Source organism: Corynebacterium sp. c7Ub_26 (assembly GCF_053760365.1).
This window is the reverse complement of the sequence record NZ_JBSNBL010000001.1, coordinates 1-19,955: the sequence shown is the minus strand read 5'-3', so window position 1 is coordinate 19,955 and position 19,955 is coordinate 1. Positions and strand designations below refer to the sequence as shown.

Here is a 19,955-nt window from a genome sequence, read left to right as displayed (position 1 = left end):
ACGCTTAGACTAGAGAGACAGATGTGACAATTGTGCGACAGGCGCAACACGTAGGGGGCCCGTATGGCACGAGAACGAGGAACAAGGCGCAACCGCGGTCCCTCACATTCCTCCGATGCCAGCCACATTCGGCTCAGCGCTATGGACGATTCACTCGAGCCAGAGGACGCCGATGCACGACCCGGTCGCTGGCAGTTCCTTCACGATGTCCTCGCCCCCGCATTGAAAGCTCCTGGTCGAATCTGGGCATATCTCCGAACATCGCCAGGTCGGCTGACAACAATGACAACCATCCTGGTCGTAGCCATTGTTGCCGCCGGTGGCGCACTGACCTACACCTCATCAACCCGACAAGACCAATTAGACAACTTGGTCAAGAACACCGAGCCGCTCTCCAACGCCGCGCAACGGCTTTATGGGTCACTATCCGTGGCAGACTCCACCGCCACCATCGGATTCCTTGAAGGCGGTGTGGGTTCTCAATCGGAAGACGAACGCTACACCACCGCTATCCAGACAGCCTCAACCGCGCTCGTCGAAGCAGGTGCCGGCGCAAACTCGGATGACCACGAGGTTCTCCAACTCCTTGCAGTGGTCAACCAGCGGCTTCCCATCTACACGGGGCTTATCGCTCAGGCACGCACAAACAACCGGGAAGGGAACCCGATTGGCGCCTCCTACCTCACCGAGGCCAGCGCCATCATGCAGAATTCCATCATTCCCGCAGCATCGCGTCTATACACCATTACCTCCGACCGCGTCCGTCACCAAGCCAGATCGCTCACGCGACCCATGTGGTTCCCCGCGTCAGGACTCCTTGCAGCCATCATTCTGTTAGTGATCGCGCAACTATGGCTCGCTGCACTCACCAACCGACGCCTCAACGGAGGTCTGCTCTTCGCCACCATCGCCATGACTATCGCACTGTTCTGGCTGGCAATTTCGTCGATCGTCATCGTTGCGGTGGGGAATGCGGACTTTAACCGGGCATCCGACCCCCTCCACGAGCTGACCGCCTCCCGCATCAGTGCACAAAAAGCACGAACCGATGAAGCACTCATGCTGGTGCGGCGAAGCGCAGATCAATCCTCAGCGGATTTCTCCACCACGGTGAGCGACGTCCAAAAAACACTGACACAACTGAAAGATAACGACACACTCGACAACGCGGATGACAACCAAAACGCTGATACGTCGTCGGCCACGAAACCAGCAGATACCCTTGACGACGCCATCGCCGCCGCAAACTCCTGGAAAGTGTCACATCAGGAACTCGCGAACCGCATTGGCCGCGGGGACTACACCGGAGCCGTCAATATCGCCGTCGGTCGCGATGAATCCACCTTAAACTCGGAGAAGCAATTCATTCAGCTCGACCACTCGCTGCGGACGCTGATCCAAGACACCCGCAGCAATTTACGAACCTATCTGGAAAATAGTCAAGACACGTCGCAAAACATCACCCGCGCGGTGCTCATCTTGTCCGTCCTGTCTGTGGTTGGTGTCCTCGTCGGTGTTCGCCCCCGTATGCAGGAGTACACATGATTCGTCTGCCTCATACCTCACTCCGATTTCGACAGCGAGCGCACACCTCAGCCCGCCCCCAACTCCAACCCCAACCCCACACGCGACGCAACTATCGCTCCTCGATCGCGACGGCTATCATTCCTCTCGCGATCTTCCCCCTTGCGGCATGTTCCGGAATCAGCAACCCACACCGCGAACACAACGGTATCGATATCTCCGTCGCTCCGTTCACCCCTACTCCCGACGGGGCAACCTACGCCAATCCGCCGGACGAAGCGTCGGCAAGCCAAGCCCCAAGACCAGACACCACGACCGATACCGACGCGTACGCCCCCCTCGCGCCCGACAACTCCACCCCCGAGGAGCGCATTCCGGATATCGTCCGACGCGGGCGCATCATCGTCGGGGTGTCGTCGTCACTGAATTTTCTCGGATTCCAGGACCCCAGTAGCGGCAATCTTGAAGGCTTCGACGTCTCCCTCGCCCGCGAAATTGCGCGCGACATTTTCGGCGATCCCGAGCGCATCGACTTCCGTTTCCTGTCTTCGGCCGAACGCGTTGATGCACTTCAGCACGGCAATGTCGACATTGTCGTCCGCACCATGACCATCGACCGCGAACGCCGAGCCAAAGTGGCCTTCTCCGCGCCATATCTGCACGCCCAAGCGCGGATTTTGGCGTCGACAAGCTCCTCTATTCAATCCGCCGACGATCTGCGGGACGCCACGGTCTGCGTGACCAAGGACTCGACCTTCCAGCACAATGCGCAGGTTATCGCGCCGCACTCGCGGTTCCTCATTACCAACGACTGGTCCGACTGCTTGGTGGCTATGCAGCAACACCAGGTTCAAGCCATTATTTCCGACGATTCCATCCTCTCTGGGTTGGCGGCGCAGGACTCCAACACACACTTGGTTGGCCAACCGTACGGGTCCAGCGATTACGCCGTTGGCATCGCGAAATCCACGCCGGGGAAGAACACCGACGGGCTCGTCCGGCAGGCCAATTCCACCCTGATGCGCATCCGATCCGACGGGACATGGCAACGTCTCTATGACAAGTGGCTAGGCAAATATCTCGGGGATTCCGGTGTTCCACCCGAACCCACCTACGTCCAGGAGGAACCACAATGAGCGATTCCGAACCGCATGCCCGCGACGAGAAGGTGGATGCCGACAATGGACGCCCCGATGGCAACGGCCACCCCACCGAAGACCACCCCACCGAAGCTGCCACGGTCATGGGAACACGGGCTGTCCCCTTTGACCCGTTCGCCGATGATGACGATGACGACGAGATCGATATCGACATCAACGACATTGGTTCACTCCTGCAGTCCGACAATCCTGGGAATACCCCGTCGAGTAATGGCGTAACGGGCCCGGGCCCTGGGAGCGCCAAAACCGTGGCCCGCCCACGTGGAGCCGACGGTGCCAGCCATGACCCCAGCCAGACCTCCCGGGAGCGTGCGCTCTCCACGTTCCGCGAGCGCAGGGCAGCTTCCCGGCGCGGAAAAGTGGTTGCCGATGGCATGGTGTCGTTGCCGTTCATCGTGCCCACGGATCCGCGGGAATCCGTCATGGATTCCGACACGATCAAGGAAACGGATGCCAAGGCGCCGTCGCTCCATAAGGGGGACATGGTGGCGGGCCAGTATGAGGTGGTCGGGGCGCTGGCCAACGGTGGCGTCGGGTGGATTTACCTGGCCATTGACCACAATGTTTCCGACCGGTGGGTTGTCCTCAAGGGGATGAAGGCGACGGCCAATGAGCAGGATCGGGCGGTGGCCGGGGCCGAGCGCGCGTTCCTGGCGGATATTACACACACGGGCATCGTCAAGATTTACAACTTCGTCGATGATGACCGCTCCCCCGGTGGGTTCATTGTGATGGAGTACGTTGGTGGGCCGTCGCTGCGTTCGCAGCGGAAGAAACAGCGGAACAGTCTTTTCGCGGTCGACGTCGCCATTGGCTACATGCTTGAGGTTCTAGAGGCGCTGGATTATCTGCACTCGCGCAGCGTCGTTTATAACGATCTCAAGCCGGACAACATCATCATCACGGAGGAGCAGGTCAAGCTCATCGACCTGGGGGCGGTCACGGGGATCGGCGCGTTCGGACACATTTACGGGACGCCGGGTTTCCAAGCCCCCGAGATCACGGAGACCGGCCCGACAGTGCGCAGTGACATTTATACGGTTGGCCGCACGTTAGCGTCCCTTATTGTTCATTTGCCGACGGTTGACGGGCGGTATAAGGACGGTTTGCCTACTCCGACTAACGAGCCGGTGTTTCGCCGCTACTTGTCGCTGTATCGTCTGCTGCTGCGGGCGACTGATCCGGATCCGGAGAAGCGGTTTGCGTCGGCGTCGTCGATGGCGAATCAGTTAACGGGTGTGTTGCGTGAAATTCGTGCGGTGCGTGACCAAGTGCATTTCCCGCATTTGCATTCACAGTTTGCCCCCCAAAGGACAACGTATGGAACGAAGCACTTGGTTTTCCGTACCGATCAATTAGTCGATGGTATCGAAAGGTCCATCGAGATTACGGCCCCGGAGGTGGTGGCAGCGCTGCCGGTTCCCATGGTGGACGCCACGGATCCGGGTGCGTATATCCTCTCAACGATCAGCTATGCCGAGCCCTCTGAGGCTATTGATTCGCTGTACGCGAAGATGAAAATGCCTGAGTATGCGGAGAGTGTGGAAATTCCGCTGTCTATTGTGAGGGCAATGCTTGATCTCGGGCTTGTTGACGAAGCTCATAATTATCTATCGACATTCGAATCGTCTTTTACTCGAGATTGGCGATACGAATGGTATTCCGGAATCACTGCTTTGCTGCTCAACGATTACGAACAGGCGCAGCGACATTTTGAGAAGGTCATCTTCATTCTTCCCGGGGAGCCCGCGGCCAAGCTTGCCATCGCCGCGACGTCGGAATTGTGGCTTCAGGCCAAAGGTTTGTCAATGACCTCAGTGCTGGACAGGCAGACCGCCGTGGCGGCGGCTACCTTAGGGCACGCGTCCGCATTGCCCTCGGATAGCGCTCTAGAAGCCATGGGCGATCGGTGGGACCCTGTTGGCGACGACCCCGTTGCCCTGCGTTTTCACGCCACGCGGTTGTACGGCCTGGTGTGGGCGACCAACCCGACCACGGTGTCGTCGGCCTTCGGTTTGTCCCGACAGTTCATCGCAGAGGGTGATGTCTCGCGGGCTGTTGAGGCATTGGACCAGGTTCCGCAGGCGTCCCGTCACCACCGTTTGGCCCGCTTGACGACGGTCCTTCACCTCATTTCTGGCCCGCCGAAGGATTTGACTGAAGAGCGCATTATCGACGCCGCGCAGCGCCTGGATGAGATCCCGACGAATGAGCCGCGGATGGCGCAAGTGCGCGTGGCCGTCATGTCCGCTGGGCTCAACTGGCTGCGTGAGACGAATCGGACCCACGCTACCGTGCCAACATTGTTCGGCCAGCCCTTTGAGGTGCGCGGTTTGCGGCTCGGGGTGGAGGCGGATCTGCGCCGGATGGCGCGGAGTGTTCAGTACCCTAGCCACAGGTATCACCTGGTGGATATGGCGAATGCGATTCGGCCGCGTACGTGGTGGTAGGGCATAGGTTCTGCGTCACATTTTGTGTTTTCCGGGAACCGATCGCCGTCGACAACGGGTGGTTTTTCAGGTGTAATTTTGGTAGAGAGTATGCTAGAAAATGCGTTTCAAGTAGGAAAACCCTGTCAAACAGTTTAAAGTAAGGCACTATGTCTAAAGCTCATCGCCGAATTTCCACCCGTATCGGCGTCTCCGCAGCCGCGTCGCTCACCGCCATCGCAGCTCTCGCGGGCGGCGCCACAGTTGCTAACCCTGCTCCCGCTCGTGCGGACGACTTGCCGGCTATCTCGTCGACGAACCCGCAGGATTTCCTCAACCAGGCGCGGGATCAGTTCAATGAGTTCGCCCGCACTGCGTCGGACCGCGGCAGGACCATCGCCCTGGATTGGCGCAACAGCGTCTACCAGAACACTGAGCAGCTAGACCCGAACGCTGCTAACTGGATCCGCACGACCGTCGACGGCTGGATCAACGCCATCTGGCCGAACGCAATTGCTGACCAGGAAGCTCAGCAGGCTGCTGCACGCGACGCCGCTGCCCGTGCTGCCGAGGAGCAGGCACGCCAGGCTGCTGAAGCAGAGGCCGCTCAGCGCGCTGCTGAACAGAACGCAGTGACTGCACCCTGTGAGGATGGCGCAGAAGCGTGCGTGAACCTCGGTGCTCGTCGCTCTTGGTTGACAGATGGTCACATGGCCGTCACGTATGGCCCGGTTCCCATCACGGCTGGTGCCCCGGGACAGGAAACTACTCCGGGCTGGCACAAGGTTCTCCGTAAGGTGAAGGACGAGGTGAGCCACGAGTTCAACAACGCCCCGATGCCTTACTCGGTGTACTTCACGAACTCCGGCATGGCCTTCCACGAGGGTTCCCTGAACCGTGAGTCTGCAGGCTGCATCCACCTCTCCCACCAGGATGCTGAGCACTACTTCAACACCCTGCAGGTTGGCGACGACGTCTTCATCTTCTAAACAGCGTCGTTGCTAATGCCTTGGTGTCGGCTTGTGCATCGACGATGAGCGCAGCCGAGCCTGCCACCTCTAATGTGTTTCCATTGGACACCCAGGTGGTTGGTGTAGCACCATATAGTCCCCGTTACGACGGGGACTTTTTGATAACCCCAGACGACGAGAACTGGACGGTGGAATGTGACGATGCGGTATAACGACAAAGTCTTCGCAGCCGTGATGTTCTTCGCTGGTGCCCTGTTACTGATCGTTCGCGCACAGGGTTACATCGACGAGTCGTGGACTAACCGACTTTTCGCGGCGCTCATCATCGCAGCGTCCGTCTTCCAATTCATCCGCTGGTCACTTAACCGACGGGCTGCTCGGCCGGACACGGCGGACACGCCGCCACAGGCGTAGCGCCACCACCACACGCCAAGGCAGAGCGCAGCAGCCCATCGTCGCTAGTGGTGGGCGAAGCCCGCGGCATACCGCGCGATGGCTAATTCCTCATTCGTCGGGATAACAAATACTTTCACGCGGCATTCGTCGGAAGAAATGAGCCGCGCTTCGCGGGATGGCGAGTTGTTTCGCTCGTCGTCGATGAGGATACCGAAATTCTCCAGGCCAGACATGGTGTCACGACGAATTCCGGCGTGGTTCTCGCCCACCCCCGCCGTGAAGGTGATGGCATCGAGGCGACCGAGGATAAGCATGTACGCGCCCACGAAACGCCGGATAGAGTGCACATACATGTTGTAGGCGCTCCAAGCGTCCTGGTCCTCGCGGTCAATCTTTTCCTGAAGGGCGCGGAAGTCATTCACGCCACTCATGCCTTTGAGGCCAGACCGTCGGTTGAGTAGATCGTCGATCTCGTCGATGGTCATGCCGTTGCGGGCGAGGTGGAAGACAATGCCCGGGTCGATGTCGCCGGAACGGGTGCCCATCATGATGCCCGCCAATGGGGTCATTCCCATCGAGGTGTCGACGGCGTGGCCACCACGGATGGCGGCGACCGAAGCACCGTTCCCCAGGTGCAGCGTAATTTGGTTCACCTCATGAGGTGCTTTGCCCAGGAGATCAGGCACGTGCTGGGACACGTACTCGTGGCTCGTGCCGTGGAACCCATACCGCCGGATGGCGTAGTTCATCGCCGTTTCGGCGTCGATGGGGTACAGAGCGGCCGCGGGCGGGAGCGAGTGGAAAAAGGCGGTGTCGAAGATCGCGACATGGGGGATGTCAGGCAGGATTTTCCGCGCAACCGTGATGCCGTCCAGGTTGGCCGGGTTGTGCAGCGGGGCCAGCGGAATAAGGTCCCTAATCAGGCCGACAACCTCGTCGTCGATAAGGACGGGGCTGCTAAACAAGCGCCCGCCGTGGACCACGCGGTGCCCGCACGCCACCAGGTTCAGCGTGGACAGCCCGACGCCGAGCGAGTCCAGAAAGTTCAGCGCTTCATCGAGCCCCTCTGTGTGGTTGAGAATGGGCAGCTCGCGGGTGCGCTTCTCCCCCGCGTACTTAATGGTGACGTGCCCAGTTTCCTCACCGATCTGCTCCACGAGCCCAGAGACAAAGGGGGCATCCGTGGCGTGGTTAGCTGGGTTGACCAGCTGGAATTTGATCGACGACGAGCCCGAGTTGAGTACCAGGACGAGTTCGTCGTTCTCGTGTCCTGATGTTTCGGGGGCGGTCGGTGCGGCGGCCGCGGAGGTATCTGCCGGAGTCGGTGTGTCGCTTGTCTTCATCATGTCACTTCTCTCTGTGGCAGGTCAGGACTATGCGGAATCGCGGGTGCTAGTCTGTGCGGCCACTTGCACTGCTGTGACGGCCACTGTGTTGATGATGTCCGGCACAGTGGCTCCGCGGGAGAGATCATTGACTGGCTTGTTCAGGCCCTGGAGTACCGGCCCCACAGCCAACGCGTTCGCGGTGCGCTGGACCGCCTTGTACCCGATATTTCCTGCGTCGAGAGTCGGGAAGACGAAGACCGTGGCCTGCCCAGCAACGTCGGAGTCGGGCATTTTCTTCTTGCTGACGGAGGGCTCGACGGCTGCGTCGAACTGGATTGGCCCGTCGATAGCGATGGGGCTGCCGTTCCGTGGCGCGTCGGCGGCCTTGCGCTGAGCCAGCTCGACCGCGCGGGCGACTCTATTGACGTCATCGCCCGCTCCGGAGGATCCCGTCGAGTAGGACAAGAGGGCAACGCGGGGATCAATCCCAAAGCTGGCGGCGGTGTCCGCGGAAGTAACGGCTATTTCTGCCAGCTGCTCGGAGGTGGGGTTGGGATTCACGGCGCAATCCCCGAACGCCCAGAGTTTACCGCGCATGACCATGAGGAAGATGGAGGAGACGACGGAGGATCCCGGCGCGGTTTTGATAATTTGTAGCGCTGGCCTGATGGTGTGCGCGGTGGTGTGCGCGGCGCCGGATACCATACCGTCAGCTTGGCCGTCGTAGATCATCATGGTGGCGTAGTAGGAGATATCCTTCACTGTCTCCCGGGCGTCGTCGAGGGTGATACCTTTCTTTTTCCGCAGCTCAGCGAAGGTGGCGGCAAATTTTTCGGCCTGCTCGACGGAGTCGTCGTCGGTGCCTTGGGGGTCAGCGATGGTGGCGTCGCTAAGGTTGAGGCCGAGTTCTTTGGACCGCGCGGAGATGTCGTCGGGGTTGCCGAGGATGGTGAGATCGCAGACATGGTGTTCGAGGAGCCAGTCAGCGGCGCGGAGGATGCGGTCGTCGTCGCCTTCGGGGAGGACAATGCGCGCTCCGGAGGCGCATGCTTGGTCAATGAGGTTGTGTTGGAACACTTCTGGGCCGACGACCGGTTCGAGGCGCCCGCTCTCCCCTACTGCCGACGACACCGCGGAGTCGAGCGCGGCCTCGTCGGATGCTGCGATGACGGAGATGCTGGTCGGGATACCGTCGATGGAGTGCCCATCGCGGGTGACGATGGCCGCGATCTTCGCCCCTTCGCCCTCGGCTGTGGAGATGCTCAGTGAAACGCGAGGTGCGTCGGGGGCGGCGTCGGCAAGGAAAAGGAGGACAACCGGGACGCCGATGCTGGCTGCAATGCGCGAATCGACGGTGATGTCTCCGGTGGCAACGAGTGCGCCCTGCAATTCGTCGGATGGGGAGGCCTTCTCTACTGCCTCGGCAACAAGCGCTGAGGGGTCAGCGGGTGATCCTGGCTCCCCGGAAATCATTCGGGTGACATTTCCCTGAAGGGGCGCTGGTAGGGCGTCGCCTGCCGACGGTCCGAAAGCTCCTCCGACGTCGATGTATAGGGCACACGGCATGTGATTAAACCTCCACAATTACTCAGCGTTACGTGATGATGACGCAGTCTGGTTACTCGGCTTACTCGCTGTTCCGGCGCACGTGTGCTGAACCACCGATGATTCACCTTTGTGGGGTTTGGCACATATGCGGATATGCCCTTCATTATTCCGTTTGTGTGTGTCTTTCGCGACTATTTGCCACTTTCGCGGGGATTGACGCGGCATTAATTTGCAGTAACGTACCAACGGGCAGCAGGTGGGGCACCCGACCCCACGACAAAAGTAGACAGAGTGGTATAGTTTCGGATTCGTGGAGTTCAGTCGTCGTCAAGCGGCGGTTCACGATTCCGCGAATTACATAAACGCAACGTCGATGCTCCCCGGCTCGTCGTCGGAAAGAATCCGGATACAAGCGCATCGCAATAAAAAGAGAAATTACATCGCAATAAAAGGAGAACCTCAGTCCATGGATCGACCTCTACGTGTGGCCGTCATTGGCTCCGGACCAGCTGGTATTTACGCCTCAGATGCCCTCATGAAGAAATATAACGGTGACGTCGCCATTGATCTTTTTGAAAAAATGCCAGCCCCCTTTGGCCTTATCCGGTATGGCGTTGCGCCCGACCACCCGCGTATCAAGGGAATTATTAAGTCACTCCACAAGGTGATGAACAAACCTGAGCTCCGTTTGATCGGGAATGTGGAATACGGCAAAGACATCACTCTTTCCGAACTTCAATCGCTTTACGACGCGGTCATCTTCGCGACGGGGGCCACCGGTGATCGTGCGCTCAACGTTCCTGGTGAGGGTGCCGACGGTTCCTGGGGCGCGGGAGAATTCGTCGGTTTTTATGATGGCAACCCCCTTTTCCAGCGCGATTGGGATTTGCACGCGGAGAAAGTCGGAGTGGTTGGTGTCGGTAACGTCGCCGTCGATATCGCGCGTGTGTTGGCAAAAACTGCCGACGAACTGCACGTCACTGAGATTCCCGACAATGTGTACGAGGCGCTGAAGAAGAATAAAGCGACGGAAGTCCACATGTTTGGGCGTCGTGGGCCTGCGCAAGCGAAGTTCACGCCGATGGAGCTCAAGGAGCTGGACAAGTCCCCCACTATCCAGGTCATCGTGGATCCCGAGGATATTCAATACGACGAGGCCTCTGAGGCGACTCGTCGGAGTTCCAAGATCCAGGACATGGTGTGCAGCATCCTGGAGCAGTACGCGATCCGCGAGATCGAAGACCGCCCCCACAAGCTGTATATCCATTTCTTCGAGTCGCCGGTTGAGATTTTGACCGACAACGGCAAGGTCACCGGGCTGCGCACCGAGCGCACCGAGCTTGATGGCAACGGTGGGATCCGCGGTACCGGGAAATACAAGGATTGGGAGCTGGGGGCTGTTTATCACGCCGTCGGGTACCGATCTGACCCCGCCGAGGAGATCCCCTTCGACGACAAACACCACGTGATTCCCAACATCGCTGGTCGCATTGTGCGCGGGGCCGGGTCGGAGGAAACCCTCGACGGGCTGTACACCACGGGCTGGGTTAAGCGCGGACCTGTCGGCTTGATCGGAAACACGAAGGGCGACGCGAACGAAACCGTCGACTGCCTGCTGGAAGACCTTGACAATGGCGTGCTGACCGAACCAGAGACGACGGATCCCGACGCGGTGCTGGGGTTGCTTCGCGATAAGGGCGTCGAGGTGACCTCATGGGAGGGTTACCACGCGCTCGAGGCGTACGAACATGAGCTCGGTGAAAAGGAAGATCGCGAGCGGAAGAAGGTTGTCGAGTGGGACGACATGGTGGTTCACTCACGGGTGAGTGAGAAGTGATGGTGAGCTCCCGGGCTTCGTAGATGACGAAGTACCGGGGGCAAGTTGCGTTTCGGGGGCCAGTTCAGGGTTGGGGGGTTTCGGGGAATTATTACGCTGAGCACGCCCGATCTGCGATCATGGGCGCTAAATCGACTCCAAGTGGGGATCCGCATCGGAACCTGACATCGGGAACGTCGGGTGTCTCATATGAATACCCAAGCGTCTGAGGAATATCACCTCGTCTGGAGGTGAGGCGCTCGCGCAAGGGTTGTGCTTCGACCGACTGGGATTGACTCTGTCTGTGGCCTAGTTCCTTGGTTGCCATAGCCCACAATTTTCCAGGCGCTACAAACAAGGGCTGGACAACGACCAAAGGGGCAACGGACGGCTCGCCTGATTCCGTGGCGACCTGATATTTCTTTCGTTTTCCCTGGTCTAGGCCACCGTGGCTGGCGTTCCTGTGGTGGGCAACGATGTGGTCAATGGCGGCGACACCTTTCGGATGCTCACCCGTTGCGGCAACGGACGTTGCGCCAATACTCGCAGCTAGACGGCTGACGGCATCGTTGGCCGCGGGATCGGAACTGCCCACAGAGTAAAGGACGCGGATCACCGGGGCAGGTGTATTACCTGGACCGAGCGTGGTCTCGGGCGTCCGCGCTGAGGTGCCATCGACCAGTGCAGAAGCCTCACCGTTAGTCTCACTACCAGCATTGTTTCCACTCCCCGAGCTCGACGTCTCAGGGACCAATCGGCTGAAACGCTGTTCCAACACTGCAGCAAGATCGTCGCCGGTCCCCAACCCACGCGCAATCGACATCGCCAGTCCGGAGGCATCCTGCGCTTCCTTCACCTGCGCCGGAACGTCGACACGCGAGTGGAAAGCGTCGGTAAACAGAAGTGGCACGACAACAGCGTGATCGTAATCACGCTCGGCCAATCGGGCGCTCACCTGCACGAGGTCGGGCTCGGTGTGATCCAAAAACGCCATGTGAACCCCGAAGCGCCCGGCGATGCGGGATTCGCGGGCCACGGCGTCGGTAATGTCGCGAAGCGCGTGCGTCACATGGTTATGCCGACTGCCGTGGGCGAACAAAATCAATGCGGAGCGCATGGAACCCGGGCACGCCGATCCCGAGCGCTTCGATGCAGAGTGGTTCACTGTGCCCCCTTTTCCTAACGATCGCGGCCGATCAGCGCCTCTACCAGCACGTTCATAACTCTCACGCTGTCGCGCTATCCGTCTGCTGACCTTCCCGCGGAAGGACCAAGCCGGCGGCCACGGTATCGCCCGTCTGATCGTCGATAAGCAGGAAAGACCCGATCTTGCCGCCCGGTTGATAGGGCTCAAATGGGATGGCGTCCCGCGTTTTGATCGTGACGCGCGCGAGTTCGTTGGATTCCAGCGTCGTCACGGGTTCGTCGTTGAATTCGCTAGGGTGCGTAGGGAGCAGTTTGCCGGAATCGACGTCGATAATGCCTTGAATATCTGACAATTGGGCTTTGGTGGTGTGTGCACCGTAGCGGAGTAATAACCGACGACGGACGACGAGCGGGCGCTGGCTGGTGTGGACGATGGTGGCCTCGACGGTGTTGGTGGTGTCGGGGTGCGATGTTCCCGCGATCAGCGCGCCGCGCGACAAGTCGATGTCCGTATCCAGCTCGACGCTCACGGAGCTGCCGGCGACCGCACGGACCGGCGTCTCGACCGGATCACCAGCAATGCTGAGCGTTGTGATTCGGGCGGTGCGGCCGCCGGTGACCGTCACTTCGTCACCGACGCCGACGGAACCTGCCGCGATCCGGCCGGCGAAGCCTCGGTATTCGGAGTCGTGGTCGCGGATCACATAGTCCACCGGCAGACGAAGAGCCTGGTCAGCGGCATCCTCGACGCTAGTGACGTCGTCAATGCTTTCTAATATTTCGACGATGCTGGGGCCGGTGTACCACGGCGTTCGGGCGGACGTTTCGACGACGTTGTCGCCCTTGAGCGAGGAGATCGGGACGACGCGAACGTCGTTGAGGTGCGCGCGGTCGGCCAACGCTGCGACCTGGTCCTCGATGGTGCGAAAGGTGGCTTCGTCGTAACCCACCAGGTCGATTTTGTTGACGGCGACGACGACATGCGGGACGCCGAGGAGGCCCGCGACGGTCGCGTGTCGGTTAGTTTGGCGGACCACCCCGTTGCGCACGTCGATAAGCAAAATAACGACATCCGCGGTGGACATCCCAGTGACGGTGTTGCGCGTGTACTGCTCGTGGCCGGGGCAGTCCGCCAGGATGAATTTGCGCTGGTCAGTGGCGAAATAGCGGTATGCGACGTCGATGGTGATGCCTTGCTCGCGCTCGGCGCGAAGGCCGTCGACCAGGAGCGACAGGTCCGCCTCCGCCAGGCCCCGGGCTTCCGACGAGCGCTGAACCGCTTCGTATTGGTCACTGAGGATCGATTTCGTGTCGTGAAGCAGGCGGCCGACGAACGTGGACTTGTCATCGTCGACGGAACCTGCGGTGCAGAGCCGGACGGTAGGGAGTTCGTTATTGGCTGGGGTGGGGGTGGAGCGGGTGTCGGCGGACGTGGTGGTCGTCGCGCGGGTGTCGTCGGCAACGGTGTCGAGCGTAACGGTTGTGCTGTGAGACATCAGAAGTACCCATCTTTCTTCCTATCCTCCATGGAGGATTCGGACAATTTGTCATCTGCGCGGGTGGCGCCGCGTTCGGTCGTGGTTGAGCGGCGGATTTCGTCGATAATGTCGGCGTTGGTGCGGGCTTCCGACTCGACCGCTCCCGTACATGACATGTCACCGACGGTGCGGTAGCGGACGGTCTTCGTGACGATTTCTTCGCCGTCGCGCGGGCCACCCCACTCGCCCGGTGAGAGCCACATCCCGTTGCGGTTGAACACTTTGCGCTGGTGGGCGTAATAAATGGGAGCGAGTTCGAGGTGGCGCGCGTCGATGTAGTCCCAGACGTCGGCCTCGGTCCAGTTGGAGATGGGGAAAACGCGGACATTCTCGCCGGGCTGCACTTTTGCGTTGTATATGCCCCACAGTTCGGGGCGCTGCCGGCGTGGATCCCATCCGCCGAACGAATCGCGGACGGAAAACACGCGTTCTTTCGCGCGGGCTTTTTCCTCGTCGCGACGTGCTCCACCAAGGACGACGTCGTAACCCTGGTTTTCAATCGTCTCGACGAGGGGGACGGTCTGCAACGGGTTGCGTGTGCCGTCGGGACGCTCGTGGAGTTCGCCGCTGTCGATCCAATCTTGAACCTTAGCGACTCGAAGAGTGACGCCGGGGCGGGCGGCGATCGCGTCACGGAACGCGAGGACCTCGGGAAAGTTGTGGCCGGTGTCGACGTGGAGAAGTTCGAAGAGGATCGACGCGGGAGCGAATGCGCGGCGGGCGAGTTCGAGGACGACGACGGAGTCTTTGCCGCCGGAGAACAAAATGGCGCCGCGGTCGGCCTGGCCGGCGGCTTGCCGGATGATGTCGATGCCTTCCGCTTCAAGTAGAGCTAAATGTGCAGGTAAAGAGGACGCGATGCGCGTCGGGGCGGCTGTTGTCATGAGGTTTTCCTAACTGTGGTGTGGGGTGTGGGGGTGAAGGGTGGTGAGTTAGCAGGCGTGGAGTGGCGTCGGTCGGATGGTGACGCGAGAGTTTCACACGACCATCGGGAGTGACATGTCAGAGCGGGCTAAACATGCAGGCCGCACTCGGTTTTTTCCTTGCCTTGCCAGCGCCCGGACCGCGGATCCTCCCCCGCTTGCACCCGCGCCGTGCACGTTTCGCACCCGATGGACGGGTACCCCTGCGTCGTTAAGGGGTGCCGGATCAAATCGTGCTCAACGATGTAGTTCTCGACGTCGTCGTCGGTCCAGGTGATGATGGGGTTGATTTTCAGCCGCCCGGCCTTGTCGATTTCGAGGACGGGAGTATGCGCGCGGGACGGCGCGTCGACACGCTTGAGTCCCGTCACCCACGCGGGGTAGCCGGCCAGCGTTTCCTGGAGCGGCACGACTTTCCGCATGTGGCAGCAGAGGGTGGGATCCGTCGCGTAGAGATCCTTGCCGTAGCGTTGGTCCTGCTCACGGCGAGTGAGATGAGGAACAACCCGAAGCAGCCGGTTCGAATACCGCCTCTCCACGGCATCCGCGACATCCAGCGTTTCGGCAAAGTGGTAGCCGGTGTCTAAAAAAACGAGGTCGGCGGCGGGCGCGTACTTCTCCGCGAGATCAGCCAAAACGGTGTCTTGCATGGATAGCGTGACTGCCAGCTTCGGGACATGATCATGCGCCCATTCCATGATCTCCTCCGCGCTGGCGTTTTCCAGTTCCGCGGAGTAATCGAGAGCCAAATTCAGCATCTCAGCCCGATAATCATTGTCGACGTCAGGTGCGTTTCTCTCTGACGTATTTCCGTCCCGCGCCTCGACGACGGGGTCTTCGATACCACGGGTGTGCCGGACGATCGACGTCTGCGCGGCCTTCTCTGGCCTCCGGGCGTGGGGCGCATTCTCCGCTGCACTGCTGGACTCAGGCGCATCCGTCGTCGATAAATGTTCGGCGTGATCCGTTGTCGGGGTGGGCATGGAGAGTCACTCCTTAGTATTCACCGGTATTCACCGCGACGGGGCTCATCTCAATTGGTGTCCTGATGAACACCGCCGGGCGCGTGGCGGTTACTGCTAGTTTTGTTTGTTTACGTTTCTGGGTAGATATCCATGGAATTTCACGCTGAAAACATGGCAACATTCCCGACATTCCCAGGCGTATTCGGTTTGCGTATCAGGGAAGAGCAATTCCGAACCACAGTAGGGACAGTTATTGACAACGGCCCGGTTCGGATTCGAATGACCTTTCTTTCCGGGAACATCGCGATGAAGTTTCGGCGCCTTATCTTCCTCTGGAATATCCGTATTGGCCGTATAAGAATTCCTTTGCGAGCCCGTATCGGAATGGTGGCGGACGTCGTTATTGATTGCTGCTGTGCTCATTGCAAATCCTCGTCTGGCGCACGAAGGACCCATTCGCGAAACTGTTCACCTTTGTTTCGATCGGCTTTATATTTAGTGACAAGTCTTTCGACGTAATCGGCGAGCCCCGCACTCGTGACTTTGTGGCCACGAAGTTTTCGTCCGAAATCGGGGTGGAATCCGAGGGCGCCGCCTAAGTGCACTTGAAATCCTTCAACGCGGTTGCCGTCTTGGTCGGTCACGATTTGTCCTTTGAGCCCGATGTCCGCCAATTGCGTCCGAGCGCACGAATTGGGGCAGCCGTTCAGACTGATCTTTAAGGGAACGTCGAGATCCCCTAAGCGTTCTTCGAGTTCGTCGGCTAACCGAATTGCGCGCTGTTTTGTCACAACGAGGGCAAGTTTGCAGAATTCCAAACCCGTGCATGAAATGATGTCGCGCCGAAAACTCGATGGCTTTGCAGAAAGCCCCTCATTATCGAGGGCATGAAGCAGATGAGGTACACGTCCTGGTTTTACGTCGAGAAATAAAAGTTCTTTATTCGGAGTGGTTCGAATTCGACCTGATCCGAATTTATCGGCGAGCTCAGCCAAGCGAATCAGCTGACGCCCCTCAGTGTGCCCCACCGTCGGTTTGACGCCCACATACTTCAGCCCGTCCTGCTGGTCGTGAACACCGATATGATCCCGATAACCTGGCGCAACCGGAGGCTCGACACCGTCACGGAGCGGATGACCCAGATAGTCGTTTTCCAGAACCGAACGCAGCTTTTCGACGCCCCAATCAGCGACCAAGAACTTCAGCCGCGCACGGTTACGTAAACGCCGATAACCGTAATCACGGAAAATCGAGACGATTCCCTCCCACACGTCAGGAATTTCGTCGAGGGAGACGAAGACGCCGAGACGCTGCGCGAGCATGGGGTTCGTCGATAAGCCACCGCCTACCCATACATCGAAACCGGGCCCATGCTCAGGATGCCTAACACCGATAAACGAGAGGTCTTGAATTTCATGAGTGACATCTTGACGGGAGTTTCCCGAAATTGCAGTCTTAAATTTCCTTGGGAGATTTGAATACTCCGGCTTAGGAAGACGATTGGTTTTAATCTCTTCAATCGCCGGTGTTGCATCAATAATTTCATCTGCAGCGACACCGGCCACTGGTGATCCCAGAATGACGCGCGGAACATCACCGCAACCAAAATTCGTGGACAACCCCACGCTGTTCAGGCGATCCCAAATCTCCGGAACATCCTCGATCCGAATCCAGTGCAGCTGCACATTCTGACGATCCGTAAAATCGGCAGTTCCGCGAGCGAAATCGCGAGAAATTTCACCGATCACCGCTAACTGCTCCGAATTAACGACGCCGCCGTCTAAACGGACCCTCATCATGAAGTAATGGTCCTGGAGTTCAGCATTGCTTTTGATGCTTGTTTGTTCTCCATCCATATCCTGGCGGCGCTGAGTGTAAAGACCGATCCATTTAAAACGTGGAGCGAGGTCATTCGCCGAAATGGAATCAAAACCCTGGAGAGCGTAAATATCTCGGACGCGCTGAGCGACAGCAACGCCAGCGTCTTCGGCCTTGATCTTTTCGTCGTCGTTGAGGGCTTCGCGACCATCTACAGCCCACTGTCCTTGGGGTTTCGGTTTGCGACGAGGCCGAGAGCGCCCACCGGCAGCGCGCCCACCCCCTGTGCGGCTACCTGTGCGTCCGCCAGCCCTCTGGGTGCGGGAAGCGCGACCCTCCGCAGCGCCTTGACTGGTTCTCTGAGAGCCAGGCGAATCAGTGGTTCGTGCTGCAGACGTATTTTCCGACCGAGCGTGAGTAGCGTCTCTCGTGCGATACTGGGCGGAATCATCAACGCCGGTAGCAGAGGAATCGGTCTGAGTTGTTTCGTTACGGGTAGGGGTTGTCATCGTTTTATCCTTCGTTGGGTTGTGGCGAGAAGCCGGATTAATTGGGTTGCGTTGAGGACTCGGGGTTTCACATCACGGGGCTAACAAATCGCATGCCGTTAGCTGGTCGTCTGGCTGGACGGCAATTGGTGGGGCCACCGTCGGCGAGGAAGGCAGGTGAGCATCGGTTCGTCGTCACTTCCTCGTCGATCGGAATGGCGCATTGTGTACTCCACCGTCCGCGGCAGGGGGATTGTTTCAGTTTCCCCATGAAAGGACGATCACAACTCTTCGCTTACGAAGCAGTTATTATGTGCCTTACGAGAGCCTGTTTCACCTGATGAATGAGGTTTTAGCCAATCAGCACACTGCCTAACTTCGGAGTCCCAAACGATTCCCTAGCGATAGACCAAGCTGTTTTGATTATGTTCAAATTATAGACCGCCCTGTCTGTTTCCTCAACTTTTAGAGACATCGTGCCCCTGACACTGAACTAGATGCCTGCTCAGCTGCGACCTCAGGACCGCCCGTCTTGATCACTTCTGCACCGCGCACATCTGCACGCTTGCCTGGCTGGAGATAACGCGAGGACGAGTCCCTGCGCAGACCACCGTCGTCATACGTCGAAAGCAGGTCTGAACTGCGCTTTTCCTCTCGGGACTGGGCGTATTGCCGAGCCCAATTGCCTGCAATCATCCCAAAACCAGCAGCCAGGACGACCGCTCCCCACTGAGATGCGTGACTGACGCCGAGTGCGTCGAATAAAACCTTGACATTCAGCCCAACGAGCAGTACGCCGACCGCGCCACCGAGAACCGACGCATTGACTTTTCCGGCGAGCCACGCGGCGAACGGAGCGGTAATAATTCCGCCGATGAACAGGCCTAATGCCGGCGCAGCATGATGTTCAACTTCCCTACTCAGCACGGGAATGAAGCCCAGCGTTGCCGCAGTTGCGACGAGGAATTGCGCGGCCAGGACCGTGCCAACTATCCGCCTCGGCTCCCGTTTCCCGGCCGCCATCAGCGTCGATGTGGTCATTGTTCCCCAGCCACCGCCGCCCGTGGCGTCGAGACCTCCGACTACCAAACCAAGGATACCGAGGCGCTTTGGCCCCCACACTGTCTTCGCTTGAATCGTGACGAGCCCGATAAATCGCAAAACGATGAAAGTCCCCAAAGCGACGAGAATCGCGGCGGTCAGGGGACGTGCTGCTGACGCGCTGGCCTGGCCCAGAACACGTGCGCCGATAAACGCCCCGAACGCGCCCGGAGCACTCAGCGATAAAGCCAATTTCCAGTCGACATTTCCCATTTTCCCGTGGCTAAGCCCCAGCGCAAGGGTAGTGCCCACCTCGACGAGGTGAACGATTGCCGACGCCGTCGCGGCCTGCACGCCAGTAAACACCAGCAGTGTTGTTGAGGTAACCACGTAGGCCATCCCCATGCTCCCCTTGACCAGCTGCGCACCGACGCCGATCAGGAGAAAAATAATTATCGCTTCCATGGGTTCGCCTTCGCACTAGATTGTCTAAGGACTGATCGTCTAAAATAGACCGAGCGGTCTAGGTATTGAAAGCGAAACTACCCCTCCCCGTGCACGACGTCAACATTTCTGCGACACAGTGTCCCCCCCCGGTCGATTTTGCCTGGATGTACCGACCTGCGCGCGAAACCGAGAAGTCTAAGCGCGACTTGGGCGCCAACGCCTGCCCTGGATGCCTTCTATATCCCCAATGCCCCAAATCCGCACCGCAGTTTCTACGCCTTGCAGTTGATACCGCGAAGTTAATCCTGCAATAGCGATAGTGATGCCGGGATACCCATCCCCGTCGATTCCCATTCACACGAATAGACTGCCGAAATCCTAAAAGTGCTGGGGTATATACGGTGCTCATCAGAAAAA

At 59.2% G+C, this 19,955-nt stretch carries 15 protein-coding genes; 6 read left to right on the top strand and 9 right to left on the bottom strand.

The window, feature by feature from the left end:
• Window positions 1-141: 141 nt before the first annotated feature.
• From ACWORE_RS00075 to ACWORE_RS00055, 5 genes are all read left to right on the top strand, one after another.
• On the top strand, window positions 142-1,545 hold the full coding sequence (locus ACWORE_RS00075) for a hypothetical protein (RefSeq protein ID WP_296136594.1): 1,404 nt from the start codon (window positions 142-144) through the stop codon (window positions 1,543-1,545).
• Window positions 1,542-2,660 carry a glutamate ABC transporter substrate-binding protein gene (locus ACWORE_RS00070; RefSeq protein WP_455301921.1) on the top strand — a complete coding sequence of 373 codons (1,119 nt, stop codon included), beginning with the start codon at window positions 1,542-1,544 and terminating at the stop codon, window positions 2,658-2,660. The genes ACWORE_RS00075 and ACWORE_RS00070 overlap by 4 nt, the downstream gene beginning before the upstream one ends.
• On the top strand, window positions 2,657-5,134 hold the full coding sequence (locus ACWORE_RS00065) for a tetratricopeptide repeat protein (protein WP_455301919.1): 2,478 nt from the start codon (window positions 2,657-2,659) through the stop codon (window positions 5,132-5,134). The genes ACWORE_RS00070 and ACWORE_RS00065 overlap by 4 nt, the downstream gene beginning before the upstream one ends.
• Before the next feature lie 149 nt (window positions 5,135-5,283).
• The gene (locus ACWORE_RS00060) at window positions 5,284-6,102 is read left to right on the top strand and encodes a L,D-transpeptidase (protein WP_406605020.1); all 819 of its coding nucleotides are present in this window, start codon (window positions 5,284-5,286) and stop codon (window positions 6,100-6,102) included.
• A 183-nt stretch (window positions 6,103-6,285) separates the two neighbouring features.
• Window positions 6,286-6,498, top strand: a complete 213-nt coding sequence (locus tag ACWORE_RS00055) for a hypothetical protein (RefSeq protein WP_296136600.1) — start codon at window positions 6,286-6,288, stop codon at window positions 6,496-6,498.
• 44 nt (window positions 6,499-6,542) lie between these two features.
• Here the strand turns inward: ACWORE_RS00055 and ACWORE_RS00050 are convergent, their stop codons facing one another.
• Both ACWORE_RS00050 and pta read right to left on the bottom strand, forming a co-directional pair.
• Window positions 6,543-7,826, bottom strand: a complete 1,284-nt coding sequence (locus ACWORE_RS00050) for an acetate kinase (protein ID WP_455301917.1) — start codon at window positions 7,824-7,826, stop codon at window positions 6,543-6,545.
• Between the two features lie 27 nt (window positions 7,827-7,853).
• Window positions 7,854-9,281, bottom strand: a complete 1,428-nt coding sequence (gene pta / locus ACWORE_RS00045) for a phosphate acetyltransferase (RefSeq protein WP_455302558.1) — start codon at window positions 9,279-9,281, stop codon at window positions 7,854-7,856.
• A 541-nt stretch (window positions 9,282-9,822) separates the two neighbouring features.
• Between pta and ACWORE_RS00040 the strand changes: the two genes are divergently transcribed.
• Complete coding sequence (locus ACWORE_RS00040) at window positions 9,823-11,193, top strand: FAD-dependent oxidoreductase (protein ID WP_455301915.1); 1,371 nt, start codon at window positions 9,823-9,825, stop codon at window positions 11,191-11,193.
• A gap of 91 nt (window positions 11,194-11,284) precedes the next feature.
• On the opposite strand, the gene ACWORE_RS00035 is transcribed toward ACWORE_RS00040, so the two are convergent.
• The 7 genes from ACWORE_RS00035 to ACWORE_RS00005 all read right to left on the bottom strand — a co-directional run bounded on the left by ACWORE_RS00035 (window position 11,285) and on the right by ACWORE_RS00005 (window position 19,556).
• On the bottom strand, window positions 11,285-12,337 hold the full coding sequence (locus tag ACWORE_RS00035) for a sirohydrochlorin chelatase (protein WP_455301913.1): 1,053 nt from the start codon (window positions 12,335-12,337) through the stop codon (window positions 11,285-11,287).
• Window positions 12,338-12,398: 61 nt separating this feature from the next.
• A complete protein-coding gene (locus tag ACWORE_RS00030; RefSeq protein ID WP_455301911.1) occupies window positions 12,399-13,814 on the bottom strand; it encodes a sulfate adenylyltransferase subunit 1 in 1,416 nt (471 codons plus the stop codon).
• Window positions 13,814-14,740, bottom strand: a complete 927-nt coding sequence (cysD, locus tag ACWORE_RS00025) for a sulfate adenylyltransferase subunit CysD (RefSeq protein ID WP_455301909.1) — start codon at window positions 14,738-14,740, stop codon at window positions 13,814-13,816. The genes ACWORE_RS00030 and cysD overlap by 1 nt, the downstream gene beginning before the upstream one ends.
• Before the next feature lie 128 nt (window positions 14,741-14,868).
• On the bottom strand, window positions 14,869-15,762 hold the full coding sequence (locus tag ACWORE_RS00020; RefSeq protein ID WP_455301907.1) for a phosphoadenylyl-sulfate reductase: 894 nt from the start codon (window positions 15,760-15,762) through the stop codon (window positions 14,869-14,871).
• A 96-nt stretch (window positions 15,763-15,858) separates the two neighbouring features.
• Window positions 15,859-16,167 carry a hypothetical protein gene (locus ACWORE_RS00015; RefSeq protein WP_239091334.1) on the bottom strand — a complete coding sequence of 103 codons (309 nt, stop codon included), beginning with the start codon at window positions 16,165-16,167 and terminating at the stop codon, window positions 15,859-15,861.
• Window positions 16,164-18,071, bottom strand: a complete 1,908-nt coding sequence (locus ACWORE_RS00010; protein ID WP_406605026.1) for a nitrite/sulfite reductase — start codon at window positions 18,069-18,071, stop codon at window positions 16,164-16,166. The genes ACWORE_RS00015 and ACWORE_RS00010 overlap by 4 nt, the downstream gene beginning before the upstream one ends.
• A gap of 444 nt (window positions 18,072-18,515) precedes the next feature.
• Entirely contained in the window at window positions 18,516-19,556 is a 1,041-nt protein-coding gene (locus ACWORE_RS00005) for a sulfite exporter TauE/SafE family protein (RefSeq protein WP_455301905.1), read from the bottom strand.
• Window positions 19,557-19,955 lie beyond the last annotated feature (399 nt).